The organism is Pseudoalteromonas undina, assembly GCF_000238275.3.
In the GTDB taxonomy this organism is placed as follows: domain Bacteria; phylum Pseudomonadota; class Gammaproteobacteria; order Enterobacterales; family Alteromonadaceae; genus Pseudoalteromonas; species Pseudoalteromonas undina.
The window spans coordinates 1414268-1428832 of the sequence record NZ_AHCF03000003.1 but is presented as its reverse complement, the minus strand read 5'-3'; the positions used below and the strand labels follow the sequence as shown (position 1 = coordinate 1428832).

Below are 14565 nucleotides of genomic sequence, written 5' to 3'. Positions count from 1 at the left end.
TAATTTAACTGCTAAATCGTAACGAAACATTTATAAATTCAATTACACTTATGATTATACGAATGTTTATGTCACTTTTAGCCGTATTTTACAATTAACAGTTATACATAAAACAAGATTATTTAGGGTGTTTTAAATTAAAAAGTTTAAGTTTAAGCTGCTCGTATATTGCTTATTCTGCGTCATTAAAGCAGAATTGAACAAACACACAGGTTAGACCAGTTATTGGGGCACAGGATGTTAGAACAAAAACTAGAACTAAAACACACACAACTACGCAACCGTTTAGTAATGGGATCAATGCATACCGGCCTTGAAGAAGGTTGGCACAATCGCAAACGCCTTCGTGCCTTTTATGAAGCACGTGCCAAAGGTGGCACTGCGATGCTTATTACCGGAGGCTACAGCCCTAACTTACGCGGTAAGTTAACGCCTATTTCTTCATCATTTAATAGTTATTACGATGTATTTAAGCATCGTGCATATACGCAAGCTGTTCATCAACATGGTGGTAAAATATGTTTGCAATTATTACATGCTGGGCGTTATGCGTATCACCCTTTTAATCAGGCACCAAGTGCTATAAAAGCTCCGATTAATCCATATAAACCAAAGGAAATGTCTTTAAGTTCAATTAAGAAAACGATTAAAGATTTTGCTCACTCGGCTTATTTGGCTGAAAAGGCTGGTTACGATGGCGTGGAAGTAATGGGCTCAGAAGGTTATTTGATTAATGAGTTTATGGCACCGCATACTAATAAACGAAACGACGAATTTGGCGGCAGCCTTGAAAACAGAATGCGTTTAGCCGTTGAAATTGTAAAAGCAGTAAGAGCAAAAGTATCGGATAAATTTTTAATTATTTTTAGACTCTCCGTTATAGATTTAATCCCTAATGGTTCAACCCCTGATGAAGTAACTCAACAAGCGGTTGCACTTGAAAAAGCGGGTGTTGATATTTTTAATACCGGAATTGGTTGGCATGAAGCGCGCGTACCTACAATTGCGAGTATGGTGCCACCGGGTGCATTTAAAGAAGCGTCAAGGCGTTTAAAAGATGTTATTAGCGTGCCTGTTATTGCGGTAAACCGCATTAATACCCCAGAGATTGCTAATGATATTTTAAATGCTGGCGAAGCTGATTTAATTTCTATGGCGCGTCCATTATTAGCTGATCCTGAATTTTTTAATAAATACGCGGCTAAGCAATCTGAGCATATTAATATTTGTATTGGTTGTAATCAGGGTTGTTTAGATCATGTATTTAAAGGTAAGCGCGCTACCTGTTTAGTAAATCCACAAGCAGGTTTTGAGCTTGATTACCCGTTAGAAAAAGCAGAGAAAGCTAAAAATGTATTAGTTGTTGGCGCAGGGCCTGCAGGTTTATCGTCTAGCTGTTACTTAGCGCAAAAAGGGCACAATGTAACCCTGATTGACCAAAAGCAACATATGGGTGGGCAATTCAATTTAGCGATGCAAATACCCGGTAAAGAAGACTTCAATCATACATTAGCTTACTTTAGTAATGAACTTAAGCGTCTAAATGTAACCATTGAATTAGGTAAAGCATTTAGTGACAGTATGCTAGCTGAGTTTGATGATGTGGTATTTGCAACTGGTGTAAGACCACGTGAAGCTACGATTAAATGCAGCGATGATAAGCGTGTATTTGCTTACGATGAAGTTATACGCGGTGAAGTAGAGCTGGGTAATTCTATTGCTATATTAGGCGCAGGCGGTATTGGTTTTGATATGGTGGCATTTTTAAGTGAACATAAATCACAAAGCATCAGCGACTTTAAAACCCAATGGGGCATAGAGTGTGAACCTCAGCCGCATAAAGATGAACGTCAACTCTATATGCTAAAACGCAGTGCAGGGCGCTTTGGTGGTGACTTAGGTAAAACTACTGGTTGGATCCATCGTCAAGTTGCCAAACAACATGGTGTTAAACAAATTGCAGACTGCCAATACCATAGTTTTGATAAAAACGGCCTAACCATTAGTGTTGCTGGTGAAACTCAAGTACTGCCAGTTGATACGGTTATTGCCTGTATTGGTCAAGTGTCTAACGACGAGTTATTTAAGGCACAAGCAGAGAACGCCAACGTGCATGTTATTGGTGGCGCTAAACTCGCTGCTGCTATTGATGCTAAACGCGCAATATTTGAAGCGTTACAAGTAGCAAGGCAAATTTAATCTTTAAGGGCGAAATAATTTAGCTCTGTGCGCGGTCATGTTTGTTTATAGTCTATAACTTAATAAACAATGAACATACAAGAGTGCGCATGATTAAATTAATTACACTTTACGACAATATTATAGGTAAATTATCTTTATTGGATGGTTTGCCTGCTTTGCTTTTTCGCTTGATTTTAGCGCCTGTAATGATTATTGCAGGCTATAACAAACTCGCAATAAGTGGCGATACTAATGGTTTTTTTAACCAGTTTTTAGCCTCTGATGATGTCGTTCAGTGGTTTGGCAATAGTGACTGGGGATTAGGATTACCGTTTCCTGATTTGCTTGCTTTTTTAGCCGGTTGGAGTGAGTTTTTAGGAGGTTGGTTTTTACTTATTGGTTTATTTACGCGCTTAGTGAGTATTCCACTTATGTTTACAATGGTGGTAGCAGCAACAACAGTACACTGGCATAACGGCTGGTTTGCTATAGCGCCAACAAATCCACAAACAAGTGCCGCCCAAGTACTTGATTGGCTATCAGTTCCTGGTGCCAAAGAAAGCCTTGAAAATTCAAAAGAAGTACAAGTCCGCATAGGTAAAATTCGCAGCTTAGTTGAAGAATATGGCTTTGAAGATTACCTATACGAAAAAGGTAAACCATCAATACTAAATAACGGCATCGAATTTTCTGCTATTTATTTTGCTATGTTACTTAGCTTATTCTTTACCGGAGGTGGGCGTTTTGTAAGCCTAGATTATTGGTTTAAACGCGGTGCCTACATCAATAGTTACTAGGATATAAACACTCGCTTCATTAATTTTATCTGCTTAGTAGTTTTAAGCCTGCAGTGTTTATTTTTTACTTATAAATGTTACTCTTACGTTTTGAATTTTGAGAGCACACTATGGATGCTATTGAGCTTTTACTCACTCGCCAATCTGATGCAAAATTGACAGCGCCAGGGCCTAATGAAGAGCAGTTAAACATTATTCAGCAGGCTGGGTTGAGAGTGCCCGATCATGGCTGTATTGCACCGTGGCAATATATTATTGTTCAAGGTGATGCGCGTCATAAGTTAGGTGAAATTTATTATCAAAGCGCTATAGCAGAGCAGCAGGCTGAAAAAGTAATTAATCGCGCTAAGGAGTTACCGCTTAGAGCACCCATGATTATTATTGCGATTGCAAAATATCAACCACACCCAAAAGTTCCTAGAATTGAACAAGTACAAAGCGCAGGTTGTGGCGTATTGGCAATGCAACAAGCCGCATTCGCTCAGGGGGTAGGCGGTATTTGGCGTACGGGTTACTTTGCACAAAGCCCCAGTGTTAAACAGGCGCTTAACTTAAATGATGATGATGAAATAGTCGGTTATTTATATTTAGGGACGCCGGTAATTGAATGCAAAAAGTCACCAAGGCACAAACCAGAAAATTATTTTAGTTTTTTGTAGAAATAGTATGAACTTTTTATATTCAATATAGTCATAATTCATTAAGTTAATCGTGTTACACTACTGCGGTTAATATTGTAGCTGCGAGAAGCGCACGGAAGCACTAAACGTAATAAATCTTCTTCAGTTTGTTTTTTAATCGGTTATTTTTTGGTAATGTATGGAAAGTCTTACCAATAATAACGATAAAGAAGACGAAAATGATGGGAAATTTATTTTTACGTGAAAAAGAAAACTGGTTTGCTTGGTCAATCTGGGGTGTAGTTGGCGCGCTTGCGACATTTTATGTTGCAATGAGCACTCAAGCTGAGCATTTTATTGCTGCTTCAGCAATAGGGGTGCTGGTATTGCTAACTTGGTGGATGCAACAATCGAAACGGTTTGATTTTGGCAGAGCTTTTAAAATATGTTGTTATGTTTTACTGTTCACTGTACTGCCTTCATTTGTATTGGTTGTGATCCCGAGCGATGACCTTAATCGCTTCGATTTAATATTTCAAAGTATTGCATTTTTAACAGCCAGCTTATTGGTCTGTTTAGTGTGCTCTTGGATTGCTCGTAGGCCTAAGCAATATTACTAATAATGGCTAATTGCTAACTAAAGCGGTTTATATTTAACTATTTAGCCGGTTTTATTAAAATAGGGCTTTACAAGCTAAGCGTATGATCTTATTATGCGCGCCGTACGGAGAGATGGCAGAGTGGTCGAATGCACCGGTCTTGAAAACCGGCAGGGGTTTATAGCCCCTCTAGGGTTCAAATCCCTATCTCTCCACCATTATTTAAAAAACCGCCTTATTGGCGGTTTTTTGCTATCTGGAGCTTTATAATGTCACAGTCCCCGGAATTATCCTTTTCTAAACGTTTACTTAAGCACATTCTTCTATGGACTGTGTTTGGTTATTGTTACCAAAGCGCCATATCGTTATTACAAAAAATGGCTATTGATGCATATCCAGACGACGCACTAATAATGACCTTATTATATGGCATCGGGTTTAATATTTTATCGGGGCATTTAATTACAAAATACGATAATTATTGGCCTGTATGGGGCGCGTTTTATATTGGCATTATCGGTTTAGTAGCTGTGCCTCTTTTACTGGTCGGTGTGGCTGGATTATTGTCGATGAGCTTACTTGTTGGAATTTTGCTCAGTTTGCCTGTGTGTACCTTTGCTATTGGTTTAATTAAAGAAAAACTCAATAAAAACTAGCACCAAAGACCTTTTATTTTGTGATAGCATATACGGGTCTTTTAACTAACAAAACGTGAATAACACATTATGTCAGATAATTTTACTACAGATGCTGAAAAAGCAAGTTACGGTATTGGCTTACAAATGGGTGAGCAACTTAAGGCTAATCCTTTTGAAGGTTTAAACTTAAATTCAGTATTTGAAGGCATGAAAGATGCGTATGCAGGCAGTGCTTTTCAAGTTGAGATCCCTGAGATCCAAGCTGCATTTGAAAAAATTAACGAAGAGATCCAAGCTCGTCGTGAAGAAGAAGCTAAAGTACTCGCTGCTGAAGGAATTGCATTTTTAGAAGAAAACGCAAAACGTCCTGAAATTACAGTAACTGAGTCAGGTCTTCAGTACGAAGTACTTGCAACAGGTGAAGGCGAGAAGCCAACTGCTGAGTCTACAGTACGTGTTGATTACCACGGTACTTTAGTAAACGGTACTGTTTTTGACAGCTCATACGAGCGCGGTCAACCTGCTGAATTCCCAGTGGGCGGCGTGATCAAAGGTTGGACTGAAGCATTACAAATGATGCCAGTAGGTACTAAGTGGCGCTTATACGTTCCTCATGAGCTTGCTTATGGTGAACGTGGTGCCGGTGCAGCAATCGCACCTTACTCAACACTTGTATTCGACGTTGAGTTACACGCAATTCTTTAATTAGAACGTACATAACATTTTAGTTATGAAAAAACCGCATTCATTAATATGAATGCGGTTTTTTATTGTCTCATTAAACTGATCTTTGTTTAAAAGTAGCCTCTTACTCCAAATTGGAAGTTACGGCCAGGAAGTGGCGCGGTGTCTTTAATAAACGAGCTGTGTACAAAACCAAGTTCATCAGTAATGTTATCAACACTTAGGTAAAGCTGTGTGTCAACGGTACCTAAATCAAGCTGATAATTGGCTTGTAAATCAATCAATGTATAGCCATCTGTTGCTGTTTCGTATGCACTAATATCATTTTGCTCAAAATAATGTGTTCCTGTTAAGGTAAATTGTGCGCTACCTAGGGTGTATTGCAGTTCTGAACCCAATTTATTAGCAGGAATGCGTGGTAAATTTCCTTCATTATCTTTTAGTTTGGCGCGAGTAGAATCACCAAATACTTTTACCATGGCGCTGGGGTTTATTTGATAATGTACATCAAATTCAAAACCATACAGCTCAGCATCTTTACTTGTGAACTGATAAACATCAATTGCGTCACTGTGACCAATGGCAGCAGGTTCAAAACCATCCATTTCATCAAACACTAATCCTGTGTTTTGCTGATAATAAAAGTTTTTAATGTCGTTATAGAAGAAGTTGACAGTGTAACCAAAGTCTCCACTAAAGCGACGTAAACTAATATCTAGATTAGTTGATGTTTCTTGTTTAATTTCTTCAGGCTCAAAATGCGCTTCGTTACCTTCAATATGGTAACCCAAACCAAGTTCGTAAGTCCCAGTAGCAATATGCACACCATTAGAGAGTAGCTCCGCTGAAAGTGGTGCACGCTCTGAATGTGACAAACTAACGGCTAGGTTGTGACTTGGCATATACTCCCAAATTGCACCTGCTGAGGCACTTAGATTAGTAAAGCTTTGGGTGTAGTTAACAGTTTCATCTGCTGATGCAGGTTCGTCATCATGGCTATGCTGATGTGTATCCACATCACTTTTTATCTCATAATCTTCTAAACGGGCGCCAAGTTCTACGGTGACGTCACCAAACTTGCGTTCTTCAAGTAAATATAGCGCATGAGTCGTCGTGATACTTGCAGGTGTAAACGCTTCTTCACCAATCGCGTCATAATCAGACTCACTATAGTGATAGCCAATCATGCCATGCCATTGGCTTAATTGATGCTCTACGTTTAAACGTGCTTCAGTGGTTTCATTACTAAAAGTGGTGCCAATAGCGCCGTCTTCAATTTCACTATGGGTATAGTCTGTGTAACCAACACGTAGGTTGATTGACTCAATCCAGTTATCATGAAATGCATAACTTACCAGCCCCTGCCAACGGTCTTGTTCTAAATGAGCATAAACAGGTGTTTCTGCATGTTCTTCACCTTCGTGTTCTTCATGCTCGCCTGCTTCTTCATGTGTATGATCGTGTTCATTATGAGCATGTGAATGGCCTGGAATACCATAGTCTGTTTCGATATTACCGTATGAAAATCCAACGGTTAAATGCTCACCCACATAGCTAGTACCAAAATTAACTGTTTCACTGTCTATAAAGGTATTTTCAACTGAAGTAGCTGTTTCTTCATCGCCTTCAACATGTACTTCACCTTCTTCATGTTCATCCGGTAAATTAAAACGAGGTGTTTGGTAATCATCACCGCTGCGTTTAGTACCATCAAAATGGAAATTAAAGTTATCGCTGCCAGTTTCTAGTTTTGCTGCGAATGTATTCGCATTTGAAACTGTATCGTGCGTGTATTGTGCTGCCCCAGATAAAGAGTCAATGTTATTGGTTGGAATACGGTTATCAACCACATTCACTACACCGCCAATAGCACCAGAGCCATAAAGTAGGGTGCTTGGGCCACGTAACACTTCAATTTGCTCTGCCGCTAGACTGTCACTTGATGTAGCGTGATCAGGTCCAATGCGAGACGCATCGCTGCTATCCAAACCATTTTGAGTAATTTTAACTCGAGGACCACCTAGGCCGCGGATAATCGGACTTGATGAAACAGGGCCAAAATAACTAGCATTAACGCCAGGTATGCCTTTAAGTGTCTCACCTAGCGTCGGCTTAGCTTTATTTTTTAGCTCATCGCCTGATAGCACACTTACTGGTGAAATCATTTCTAAGCTATTTTTATGCAGGGCTGAGGCATATACAACAACAGTTTCAACCGAAGTTGGCTTTAAAGTAACATTAATAGTGTTGTCTGTATTTTCAAGCGATATACGAGAATCTAGGTAGTTATCTTTACTGATATGTAATTGACTTTTAGCATCTATGTCGATACTAAACTGGCCTTGTGCATTACTTTGCACGCTTTTTGACTTACCATGAACATGAATCGTGGCATTGGCAATGGGTTGCTTTTTTGTATCTGTTACCGTGCCGTTAATCGTCGCTGCAAGTGCAGAGTGAGAACACAAAACAGACAGTAGTGCTGAGGATATGAGTGTTAGCTTAGTCATAGTTACTTCAATTCGTGGTTGTTATGTTGTGATATAATATAACACTACAAAATTATGCTATCAACAATGTTATACTATAACTTTAAAATTTGCGTTGAATAACACAAGAGAGCGATAAATTTAATTTAGCACGGCATTATTACAGTTAAATTTAGGAGCGGCTGTCTATCATCAGTATGTCTAACTTTTTTTGTGCTCTAAAATGATTTTGCTTATCAACTGGTTCAAGCATTTCACATTCATCGTTTATCATTTCTGAAATTAAGCTTGGATAATGCCTGCAATCTTGGGGTCGGTCATGATAAATACTGCAAGTATATTTATCTTTTTCTTCAGGAGATGCTTTATTGGCAAGCTCTAAAAATGGGCATTGCGTTAATTGCTCACCCGTTGTTGGGTCAAACCATAATTTATCGTTTTTAACGTATTGAAATATTTCAGGGTTGAATAAAGCCCACATTTGAATTTCATCCTGATTAGTATCTAAATCTGCCGCACCGTATTTTGTGCAGCACTTACCGCATTGATTGCAATTTTGCATAGGGTAGATATTAACTGTTGCTTTTTATAGTAGGCATTAAGTGTAGCACCCTAATATCCACGTCAATAAACTAAACAGCGTTTATTGTTGCTTATTATACTTTTGTAACAACGCGGCGCTTAATAATAATGTACTATTAAGACATATGTTTCGGATACAGCGCTGTAAAAAATTAAAAAGGCGCATTAATTAAGGTAGCGAGTAATTATGAATACTAAAGTATACAAAGCGGTTCACGATTTAGCAGAAAAGCTGATGGCAGCTGCCAATAAGAATGATACTAAACAATTCGAATCTTTATATGCAGAGCTCAAAGCAATTTGTATTGAAAACGAAAATACCGCTAAAGATCACCCTGTACAGTGGGAAACTTTAGCAGATTTTACCGAAGAGCTAGAAGACGCTATTGAGACTTATGAAAAAGCATTACAGAAGTCGATTGAAATCAATAACAAAGATCATATGTCGTCGGTTGCATTTTCTATGGCTACTTTACAGCTTGAGTTGGGTGACAAAGAAGCGGCGATTAAAAACCTACAAGATGCTAAAGTCAGTGCGAATAAAATTGAAGATAAAGAATTAAAGTCAGAGATCCATGAACTATTAGAGTCACTGGTTGAAGAAGAAGGTTAGGCAACTTTATAGTGATTATTAATAATCAGCGCCAGTAGTTTACACTTGGCGCTTTTTTATGAAGAAGATAAAGTTCAACTTCATAAAATATTTATAAATAACTTACCGAGTAATTTTTGGAGAAAAAATGCTAGCGCAAATAGAACAATGGATTGATAAAACGAATAGCGAGTATGCAAATCAAAGAATATGCTGTGAAAAATTTGCTAGCGAGTTTGAGGGCTTTTACCCAAATGAATTTTTGAAAACTGCATTTTATGTAGTTGTTGATAAAATTCCTAAACCTGACTTTACAGGTTTACGTGAACTTGGTTTAAGCAATTTTATTGATATGGATGTAGCTGGAATAACTTATAAAAATACATATTATATATTACCTAACGCTGTGCATAATTTAAGAGTACATTTTCATGAGCTTGTTCATGTAGTTCAATGGCGTGAACTCAGCGTGCACGCCTTTATAATGCGCTACATCAATGAAATCCAAACGTTTGGTTACAATGATGCCCCACTTGAAATAATGGCCTATGAACTTGATGCGCACTATACCAGTAATGGAAATAAATTTAATATTCCTGATTATATTATTCAACAGCTTTAGTTAAAATTATAAAAGGAATTTATATGTCACGTTTTTTTCTCTATCCACTAGCCCTATTTGCTTTTCATGTGCAGGCGAGCTCTTTTGATGATGATATCGTTAATGCATTAATCCATAGAACAACACAACCAGTAACTTACGATGGCGCCTATCATAAGCTTGAGTACCCAGGTGGTGATGTGCCCGCTAATATTGGTGTGTGTACCGATGTTTTAATTAGGTCGTACCGACAGCTTGGTATTGATTTGCAAAAATTAGTACATGAAGACATGCAGGATAATTTTCGCGTATATCCTTCCAAACGTATTTGGGGATTAACCAAGCCAGATAAAAACATTGACCATCGACGTGTACCTAACTTACAAGTTTACTTTGAGCGCCATGCAAAAGTGTTAACTAAATCGCTTAATGCAGAGGATTATAAAGCCGGTGACATAGTTACTTGGATGCTGCCAGGTAATTTACCGCATATTGGTATGGTCGTTAATGAAATAGCGCAGGGCAGCGGCAACCAGCTTATTGTGCATAATATTGGTCGTGGACCAGAAATGAGCGATATGCTTTTTGCGTATACAATTACGGGTCATTACCGATTTGTGCCTGCAGAATATTCAGAGTAAATAACACTGTACTAGTAGGCGTGTTTGAGTTTAAAAACACGGCAAACAGGTTTGGTACAAACCTAGCTGTTTTATATTATTCTCGTGCTGTTAAATACGCTTAATGTGAGTTAGTTACTTTAAATTAATACTGATATCACCATTTGGTTTGCAGCAACACAAGAGTATTTCACCATCGCGAACAAACGCTAACGGCTCTTCATTATAATTAACTTCACCAGAGACAAGTGTTGCTCGACACGCACCGCAATATCCCTCACGGCATTGGTAAGCGGCATCAATCTTATTCGATTCTAGGCAATGTAAAAGAGAAGGGCAGCCAGCGGCAAAATCAATGCGCTGGCTGTTATCTGCAAGCATGATACTTGCAGTCGTTCTATCAGTCATTATAAATCAAAGTCACCAAATTCATCGGCATCTACTTGTGAATCAATCTGACCAACTAAGTATGAGCTTATTTCGGCTTCTTGGGGAGCAACTTGCACGTTATCCGACACTAACCATGAGTTGATCCATGGAATAGGGTTACTGTTGTTTTCAAACTGTGCAGGCAGACCAATCGCGGTCATACGCGCATTGGTAATATATTCAACGTACTGACATAGAATGTGTTTATTCAAACCAATCATCGAGCCATCTTTGAATAGGTACTCGGCCCATTCTTTTTCTTGCTCTGCGGCTTCAACAAACATCTTAATTGCTTCTTCACGGCATTGTGCGGCAACAATCGCCATTTCAGGGTCATCTTTGCCATCTTGCATGATATTTAAAATATGCTGAGTACCTGAAAGGTGAAGTGCTTCATCGCGGGCAATAAGCTTTATAATTTTAGCATTACCTTCCATCAATTCACGCTCGGCAAACGCAAATGAACAGGCAAAACTCACATAAAAGCGAATGGCTTCTAAAATGTTCACTGACATCATTGCCAGGTACAATTTCTTTTTCAGCTCAAATAAATTAACTACCACGGTTTGGCCATTAATTTCGTGTTTGCCTTCACCGTATAGGTTGTAAAGCGATACAGAATTGATTAGGTCATCATAATAAGTAGTTACCGCATCGGCACGCTCACTAATTTTGTCATTGCTAACAATATCATCAAAAATGAGTTCAGGCGCTTGAGTTACGTTACGAATAATATGGGTGTACGAACGACTATGAATAGTTTCACTAAACGCCCATGTCTCAATCCATGTTTCTAGTTCAGGAATTGATACGATAGGAAGTAATGCTACGTTAGGTGAGCGGCCTTGAACACTATCAAGCAACGTTTGGTATTTTAAGTTGCTTAAAAATATATGCTTTTCGTGTTCGGGAAGCGCTTGAAAGTCTAAACGGTCTTTACTTACATCAACTTCTTCAGGTCGCCAAAAGAAAGACAATTGTTTTTCAATTAGTTTTTCAAAAATAGGGTATTTTTGTTGATCGTAACGTGACACGTTAACGGTTTGACCAAAAAACATTGGCTCTTGCATTTGGTTATTATGATTTCTGCTAAAAGTAGTATAAGACATGTTTATCACTCAAAAAACTATCACTAAGACTATCAGGACAAAGCGGGCAAGGCGCCCGCTTTAAGTTTAACTATTAAATTTTACACGCGCCGCCTGCACAATCATCATCTTCCACTTCTGGAGTGTCTTCTTGAGCATCTGATGCGCCATCGCGGGTATTATGGTAGTAAAGTGTTTTAACACCTAGTTTGTATGCACCAAGTAAGTCTTTTAATAAGACTTTCATAGGTACTCTACCGCCTTCGTATCTATTTGGATCATAATTAGTATTTGCTGAAATTGTTTGGTCGATAAATTTCTGCATTATGCCTACTAATTGTAAGTAACCATCGTTTGATGGAATATCCCACAGTAATTCGTAGTTATCTTTAAGGCGTTCGTAGTCAGGAACAACTTGCTTTAAAATACCGTCTTTACTTGCTTTAACACTAATGTGACCACGCGGTGGCTCGATGCCATTAGTTGCATTTGAGATTTGCGATGACGTTTCTGATGGCATTAATGCGCTCAGCGTGGAGTTACGCATACCATGCTCTTTAATGCTGGCACGTAATGTATCCCAATCAAGATGCAGTGGTTCATCACAAATTTTGTCTAAATCACGTTTGTACGTATCGGTTGGCATAATACCTTGCGAGTATGTAGTTTCGTTAAATTTAGGACATGCTCCACGCTCTTTAGCAAGTTCGTTAGATGCCTTCATTAGGTAGTACTGAATTGCTTCAAACGTTTTGTGCGTGAGTGCATTTGCGCTGCCATCTGAATAACGCTTACCGTTTTTAGCTAAGTAATAGGCGTAGTTAATAACACCTATGCCTAGCGTACGACGCCCCATAGTGGCATTTTTAGCTGCAGGTACAGGGTAGTCTTGGAAATCAAGTAGGTTATCAAGTGCACGTACTGCAAGCTCAGCTAACTCTTCTAGTTCATCTAAAGACTCAATGGCACCTAAGTTAAACGCAGATAATGTACAAAGTGCAATTTCACCTTCTTCGTCATTCACGTTGCTAAGAGGCTTAGTCGGTAACGCAATTTCTAAACATAAGTTAGATTGACGTATAGGCGCCACTTTTGAGATAAACGGACTGTGTGTATTACAGTGGTCAACGTTCTGCAAGTAAATACGACCGGTGCTGGCACGTTCTTGAGCAAACATAGAAAACAGTTCAATGGCTTTAATGCGTTTTTTACGAATTGACTCGTCTTGCTCATATTTTACATAAAGTGCATCAAATTCATCTTGATCTTCAAAGAATGCATCGTAAAGGCCCGGCACGTCTGAAGGGCTAAATAAGGTAATGTAATCGTCTTTAATTAAACGAGAATACATTAGTTTATTAAACTGCACACCATAATCTAGATGACGTACGCGGTTATCATCAACACCACGGTTATTTTTAAGTACCAGCAGATTTTCTACTTCTAAGTGCCAAAGCGGGTAGAATAAAGTAGCTGCACCGCCACGTACACCGCCTTGCGAACAGCTTTTAACCGCTGTTTGAAAGTGCTTATAAAACGGAATACAGCCTGTGTGGTACGCTTCGCCGTTACGAATAGGGCTACCTAATGCACGAATACGTCCGGCATTTATACCAATACCAGCACGTTGAGAAACGTATTTAACAATGGCTGATGAAGTCGCATTAATTGAATCTAAGCTGTCGCCACACTCAATCAGTACACATGAGCTAAACTGACGCGTTGGCGTACGCACACCCGACATAATTGGTGTAGGTAAAGAAATTTTAAATAGTGAAACCGCATCGTAAAAACGTTTGATGTAATCAATACGCGTTTCACGTGGATAATCTGAGAATAAGCTTGCTGCTACTAATATATATAAAAACTGCGCGCTTTCGTAAATTTCACCGGTTACACGGTTTTGTACTAAGTATTTACCTTCAAGCTGCTTTACTGCTGCGTAGCTAAAGTTAAGATCGCGTGAATGATCTAAGTAAGTATCTAGTTCATCAAGTTCTTGCTCTGTGTAATCAACAAGCAAATGGGCGTCGTAGCGTTTTTGTTCAACCATGTTAGTAACGTGGTCAAAAAGACGCGGTGGCTCAAATTGGCCATACGCTTTTTTACGTAAATGGAATACAGCTAAACGAGCAGCAAGATACTGATAATCAGGTGATTCTTTTGAGATCTGATCCGCAGCGGCTTTGATAATCGTCTCATGAATATCTTTAGTACGAATACCGTCATAAAATTGAATATGTGATTTAAGTTCAACTTGTGAAACCGAAACGTTGTTTAAACCTTCGGCGGCCCATTCAATAACGCGATGGATCTTGTCTAGATCAAGTGGCTCTTTACGGCCGTCACGTTTGCTTACAGATAACTGTTGGTTCATAGTTTTGCCTGTATTCCTTGGGAATTAAATATTTTTGACCAATGAGTGCACTCAAAACGCCCAGTGCCTATTCTTTTATTGTTATTTCTACCGCATAGGTAAATTTAATTGAATAACATTTAGCCACAATATCTGGTGTTGTTCAAATTAGAGATCACAAGATAGTGTGGTCTGTGATCTTTTGCAAGGGACAGAAACCGCTCTGATTGTGGATAACGTTGGGATAACGTAATTGTGTTAGTAGGCATTAACCTTTGATCATTCGGTT

Annotated in this window: 14 protein-coding genes and 1 tRNA gene; 10 read left to right on the top strand and 5 right to left on the bottom strand. The window is 38.8% G+C overall.

Features of this window, described 5'->3' with window-relative positions; translation table 11 throughout:
• The first annotated feature begins 237 nt into the window (after positions 1 to 237).
• The 7 genes from PUND_RS10270 (at position 238) to PUND_RS10240 (ending at position 5540) form a co-directional block, all read left to right on the top strand.
• Positions 238 to 2199, top strand: a complete 1962-nt coding sequence (locus tag PUND_RS10270; protein ID WP_010389905.1) for an oxidoreductase — start codon at positions 238 to 240, stop codon at positions 2197 to 2199.
• A gap of 89 nt (positions 2200 to 2288) precedes the next feature.
• Positions 2289 to 2978, top strand: coding sequence for an HvfX family Cu-binding RiPP maturation protein (locus PUND_RS10265; RefSeq protein ID WP_010389906.1), 690 nt, complete (start codon positions 2289 to 2291; stop codon positions 2976 to 2978).
• Positions 2979 to 3088: 110 nt separating this feature from the next.
• Positions 3089 to 3637, top strand: coding sequence for an NAD(P)H nitroreductase (locus tag PUND_RS10260; RefSeq protein WP_010389907.1), 549 nt, complete (start codon positions 3089 to 3091; stop codon positions 3635 to 3637).
• A gap of 203 nt (positions 3638 to 3840) precedes the next feature.
• Positions 3841 to 4218 carry a hypothetical protein gene (locus tag PUND_RS10255; RefSeq protein ID WP_041709037.1) on the top strand — a complete coding sequence of 126 codons (378 nt, stop codon included), beginning with the start codon at positions 3841 to 3843 and terminating at the stop codon, positions 4216 to 4218.
• 106 nt (positions 4219 to 4324) lie between these two features.
• A tRNA-Ser gene (locus PUND_RS10250) sits at positions 4325 to 4415 on the top strand.
• A gap of 114 nt (positions 4416 to 4529) precedes the next feature.
• On the top strand, positions 4530 to 4853 hold the full coding sequence (locus tag PUND_RS10245) for a hypothetical protein (protein WP_010389909.1): 324 nt from the start codon (positions 4530 to 4532) through the stop codon (positions 4851 to 4853).
• 69 nt (positions 4854 to 4922) lie between these two features.
• The gene (locus PUND_RS10240; protein WP_008112467.1) at positions 4923 to 5540 is read left to right on the top strand and encodes a BamJ family beta-barrel-assembly machinery protein; all 618 of its coding nucleotides are present in this window, start codon (positions 4923 to 4925) and stop codon (positions 5538 to 5540) included.
• 89 nt (positions 5541 to 5629) lie between these two features.
• On the opposite strand, the gene PUND_RS10235 is transcribed toward PUND_RS10240, so the two are convergent.
• Positions 5630 to 8029, bottom strand: coding sequence for a TonB-dependent receptor (locus PUND_RS10235; RefSeq protein ID WP_010389910.1), 2400 nt, complete (start codon positions 8027 to 8029; stop codon positions 5630 to 5632).
• Between the two features lie 151 nt (positions 8030 to 8180).
• Positions 8181 to 8570, bottom strand: a complete 390-nt coding sequence (locus PUND_RS10230; protein ID WP_010389911.1) for a YkgJ family cysteine cluster protein — start codon at positions 8568 to 8570, stop codon at positions 8181 to 8183.
• Positions 8571 to 8777: 207 nt separating this feature from the next.
• Here PUND_RS10230 and PUND_RS10225 point away from each other — a divergent pair, with 207 nt between their 5' ends.
• The 3 genes from PUND_RS10225 to PUND_RS10215 all read left to right on the top strand — a co-directional run bounded on the left by PUND_RS10225 (position 8778) and on the right by PUND_RS10215 (position 10424).
• Positions 8778 to 9203, top strand: coding sequence for a tetratricopeptide repeat protein (locus PUND_RS10225; protein WP_010389912.1), 426 nt, complete (start codon positions 8778 to 8780; stop codon positions 9201 to 9203).
• A gap of 127 nt (positions 9204 to 9330) precedes the next feature.
• Positions 9331 to 9804 carry a hypothetical protein gene (locus PUND_RS10220; protein WP_010389914.1) on the top strand — a complete coding sequence of 158 codons (474 nt, stop codon included), beginning with the start codon at positions 9331 to 9333 and terminating at the stop codon, positions 9802 to 9804.
• A gap of 23 nt (positions 9805 to 9827) precedes the next feature.
• Positions 9828 to 10424: a DUF1287 domain-containing protein gene (locus PUND_RS10215; protein WP_010389915.1), complete on the top strand. Its 597-nt coding sequence runs from the start codon at positions 9828 to 9830 to the stop codon at positions 10422 to 10424.
• A 114-nt stretch (positions 10425 to 10538) separates the two neighbouring features.
• Here PUND_RS10215 and yfaE read toward each other — a convergent pair whose 3' ends face one another.
• The 3 genes from yfaE to nrdA all read right to left on the bottom strand — a co-directional run bounded on the left by yfaE (position 10539) and on the right by nrdA (position 14297).
• Complete coding sequence (gene yfaE / locus PUND_RS10210) at positions 10539 to 10811, bottom strand: class I ribonucleotide reductase maintenance protein YfaE (RefSeq protein ID WP_010389916.1); 273 nt, start codon at positions 10809 to 10811, stop codon at positions 10539 to 10541.
• Entirely contained in the window at positions 10811 to 11941 is a 1131-nt protein-coding gene (gene nrdB, locus PUND_RS10205; protein WP_010389917.1) for a class Ia ribonucleoside-diphosphate reductase subunit beta, read from the bottom strand. The genes yfaE and nrdB overlap by 1 nt, the downstream gene beginning before the upstream one ends.
• Before the next feature lie 73 nt (positions 11942 to 12014).
• Positions 12015 to 14297 carry a class 1a ribonucleoside-diphosphate reductase subunit alpha gene (gene nrdA / locus PUND_RS10200; protein WP_010389918.1) on the bottom strand — a complete coding sequence of 761 codons (2283 nt, stop codon included), beginning with the start codon at positions 14295 to 14297 and terminating at the stop codon, positions 12015 to 12017.
• Between the last annotated feature and the right edge of the window lie 268 nt (positions 14298 to 14565).

What these genes read in the sequence shown, in the direction of transcription:
- PUND_RS10265 (WP_010389906.1), top strand. Translation starts at nt 2,289, where the DNA reads ATGATTAAATTAATTACACTTTACGACAATATTATAGGTAAATTATCT.
- PUND_RS10220 (WP_010389914.1), top strand. Translation starts at nt 9,331, where the DNA reads ATGCTAGCGCAAATAGAACAATGGATTGATAAAACGAATAGCGAGTAT.
- PUND_RS10270 (WP_010389905.1), top strand. Translation starts at nt 238, where the DNA reads ATGTTAGAACAAAAACTAGAACTAAAACACACACAACTACGCAACCGT.
- PUND_RS10255 (WP_041709037.1), top strand. Translation starts at nt 3,841, where the DNA reads ATGGGAAATTTATTTTTACGTGAAAAAGAAAACTGGTTTGCTTGGTCA.
- yfaE (WP_010389916.1), bottom strand. Translation starts at nt 10,811, where the DNA reads ATGACTGATAGAACGACTGCAAGTATCATGCTTGCAGATAACAGCCAG.
- PUND_RS10230 (WP_010389911.1), bottom strand. Translation starts at nt 8,570, where the DNA reads ATGCAAAATTGCAATCAATGCGGTAAGTGCTGCACAAAATACGGTGCG.
- PUND_RS10215 (WP_010389915.1), top strand. Translation starts at nt 9,828, where the DNA reads ATGTCACGTTTTTTTCTCTATCCACTAGCCCTATTTGCTTTTCATGTG.
- nrdA (WP_010389918.1), bottom strand. Translation starts at nt 14,297, where the DNA reads ATGAACCAACAGTTATCTGTAAGCAAACGTGACGGCCGTAAAGAGCCA.
- PUND_RS10240 (WP_008112467.1), top strand. Translation starts at nt 4,923, where the DNA reads ATGTCAGATAATTTTACTACAGATGCTGAAAAAGCAAGTTACGGTATT.
- nrdB (WP_010389917.1), bottom strand. Translation starts at nt 11,941, where the DNA reads ATGTCTTATACTACTTTTAGCAGAAATCATAATAACCAAATGCAAGAG.
- PUND_RS10235 (WP_010389910.1), bottom strand. Translation starts at nt 8,029, where the DNA reads ATGACTAAGCTAACACTCATATCCTCAGCACTACTGTCTGTTTTGTGT.
- PUND_RS10225 (WP_010389912.1), top strand. Translation starts at nt 8,778, where the DNA reads ATGAATACTAAAGTATACAAAGCGGTTCACGATTTAGCAGAAAAGCTG.
- PUND_RS10260 (WP_010389907.1), top strand. Translation starts at nt 3,089, where the DNA reads ATGGATGCTATTGAGCTTTTACTCACTCGCCAATCTGATGCAAAATTG.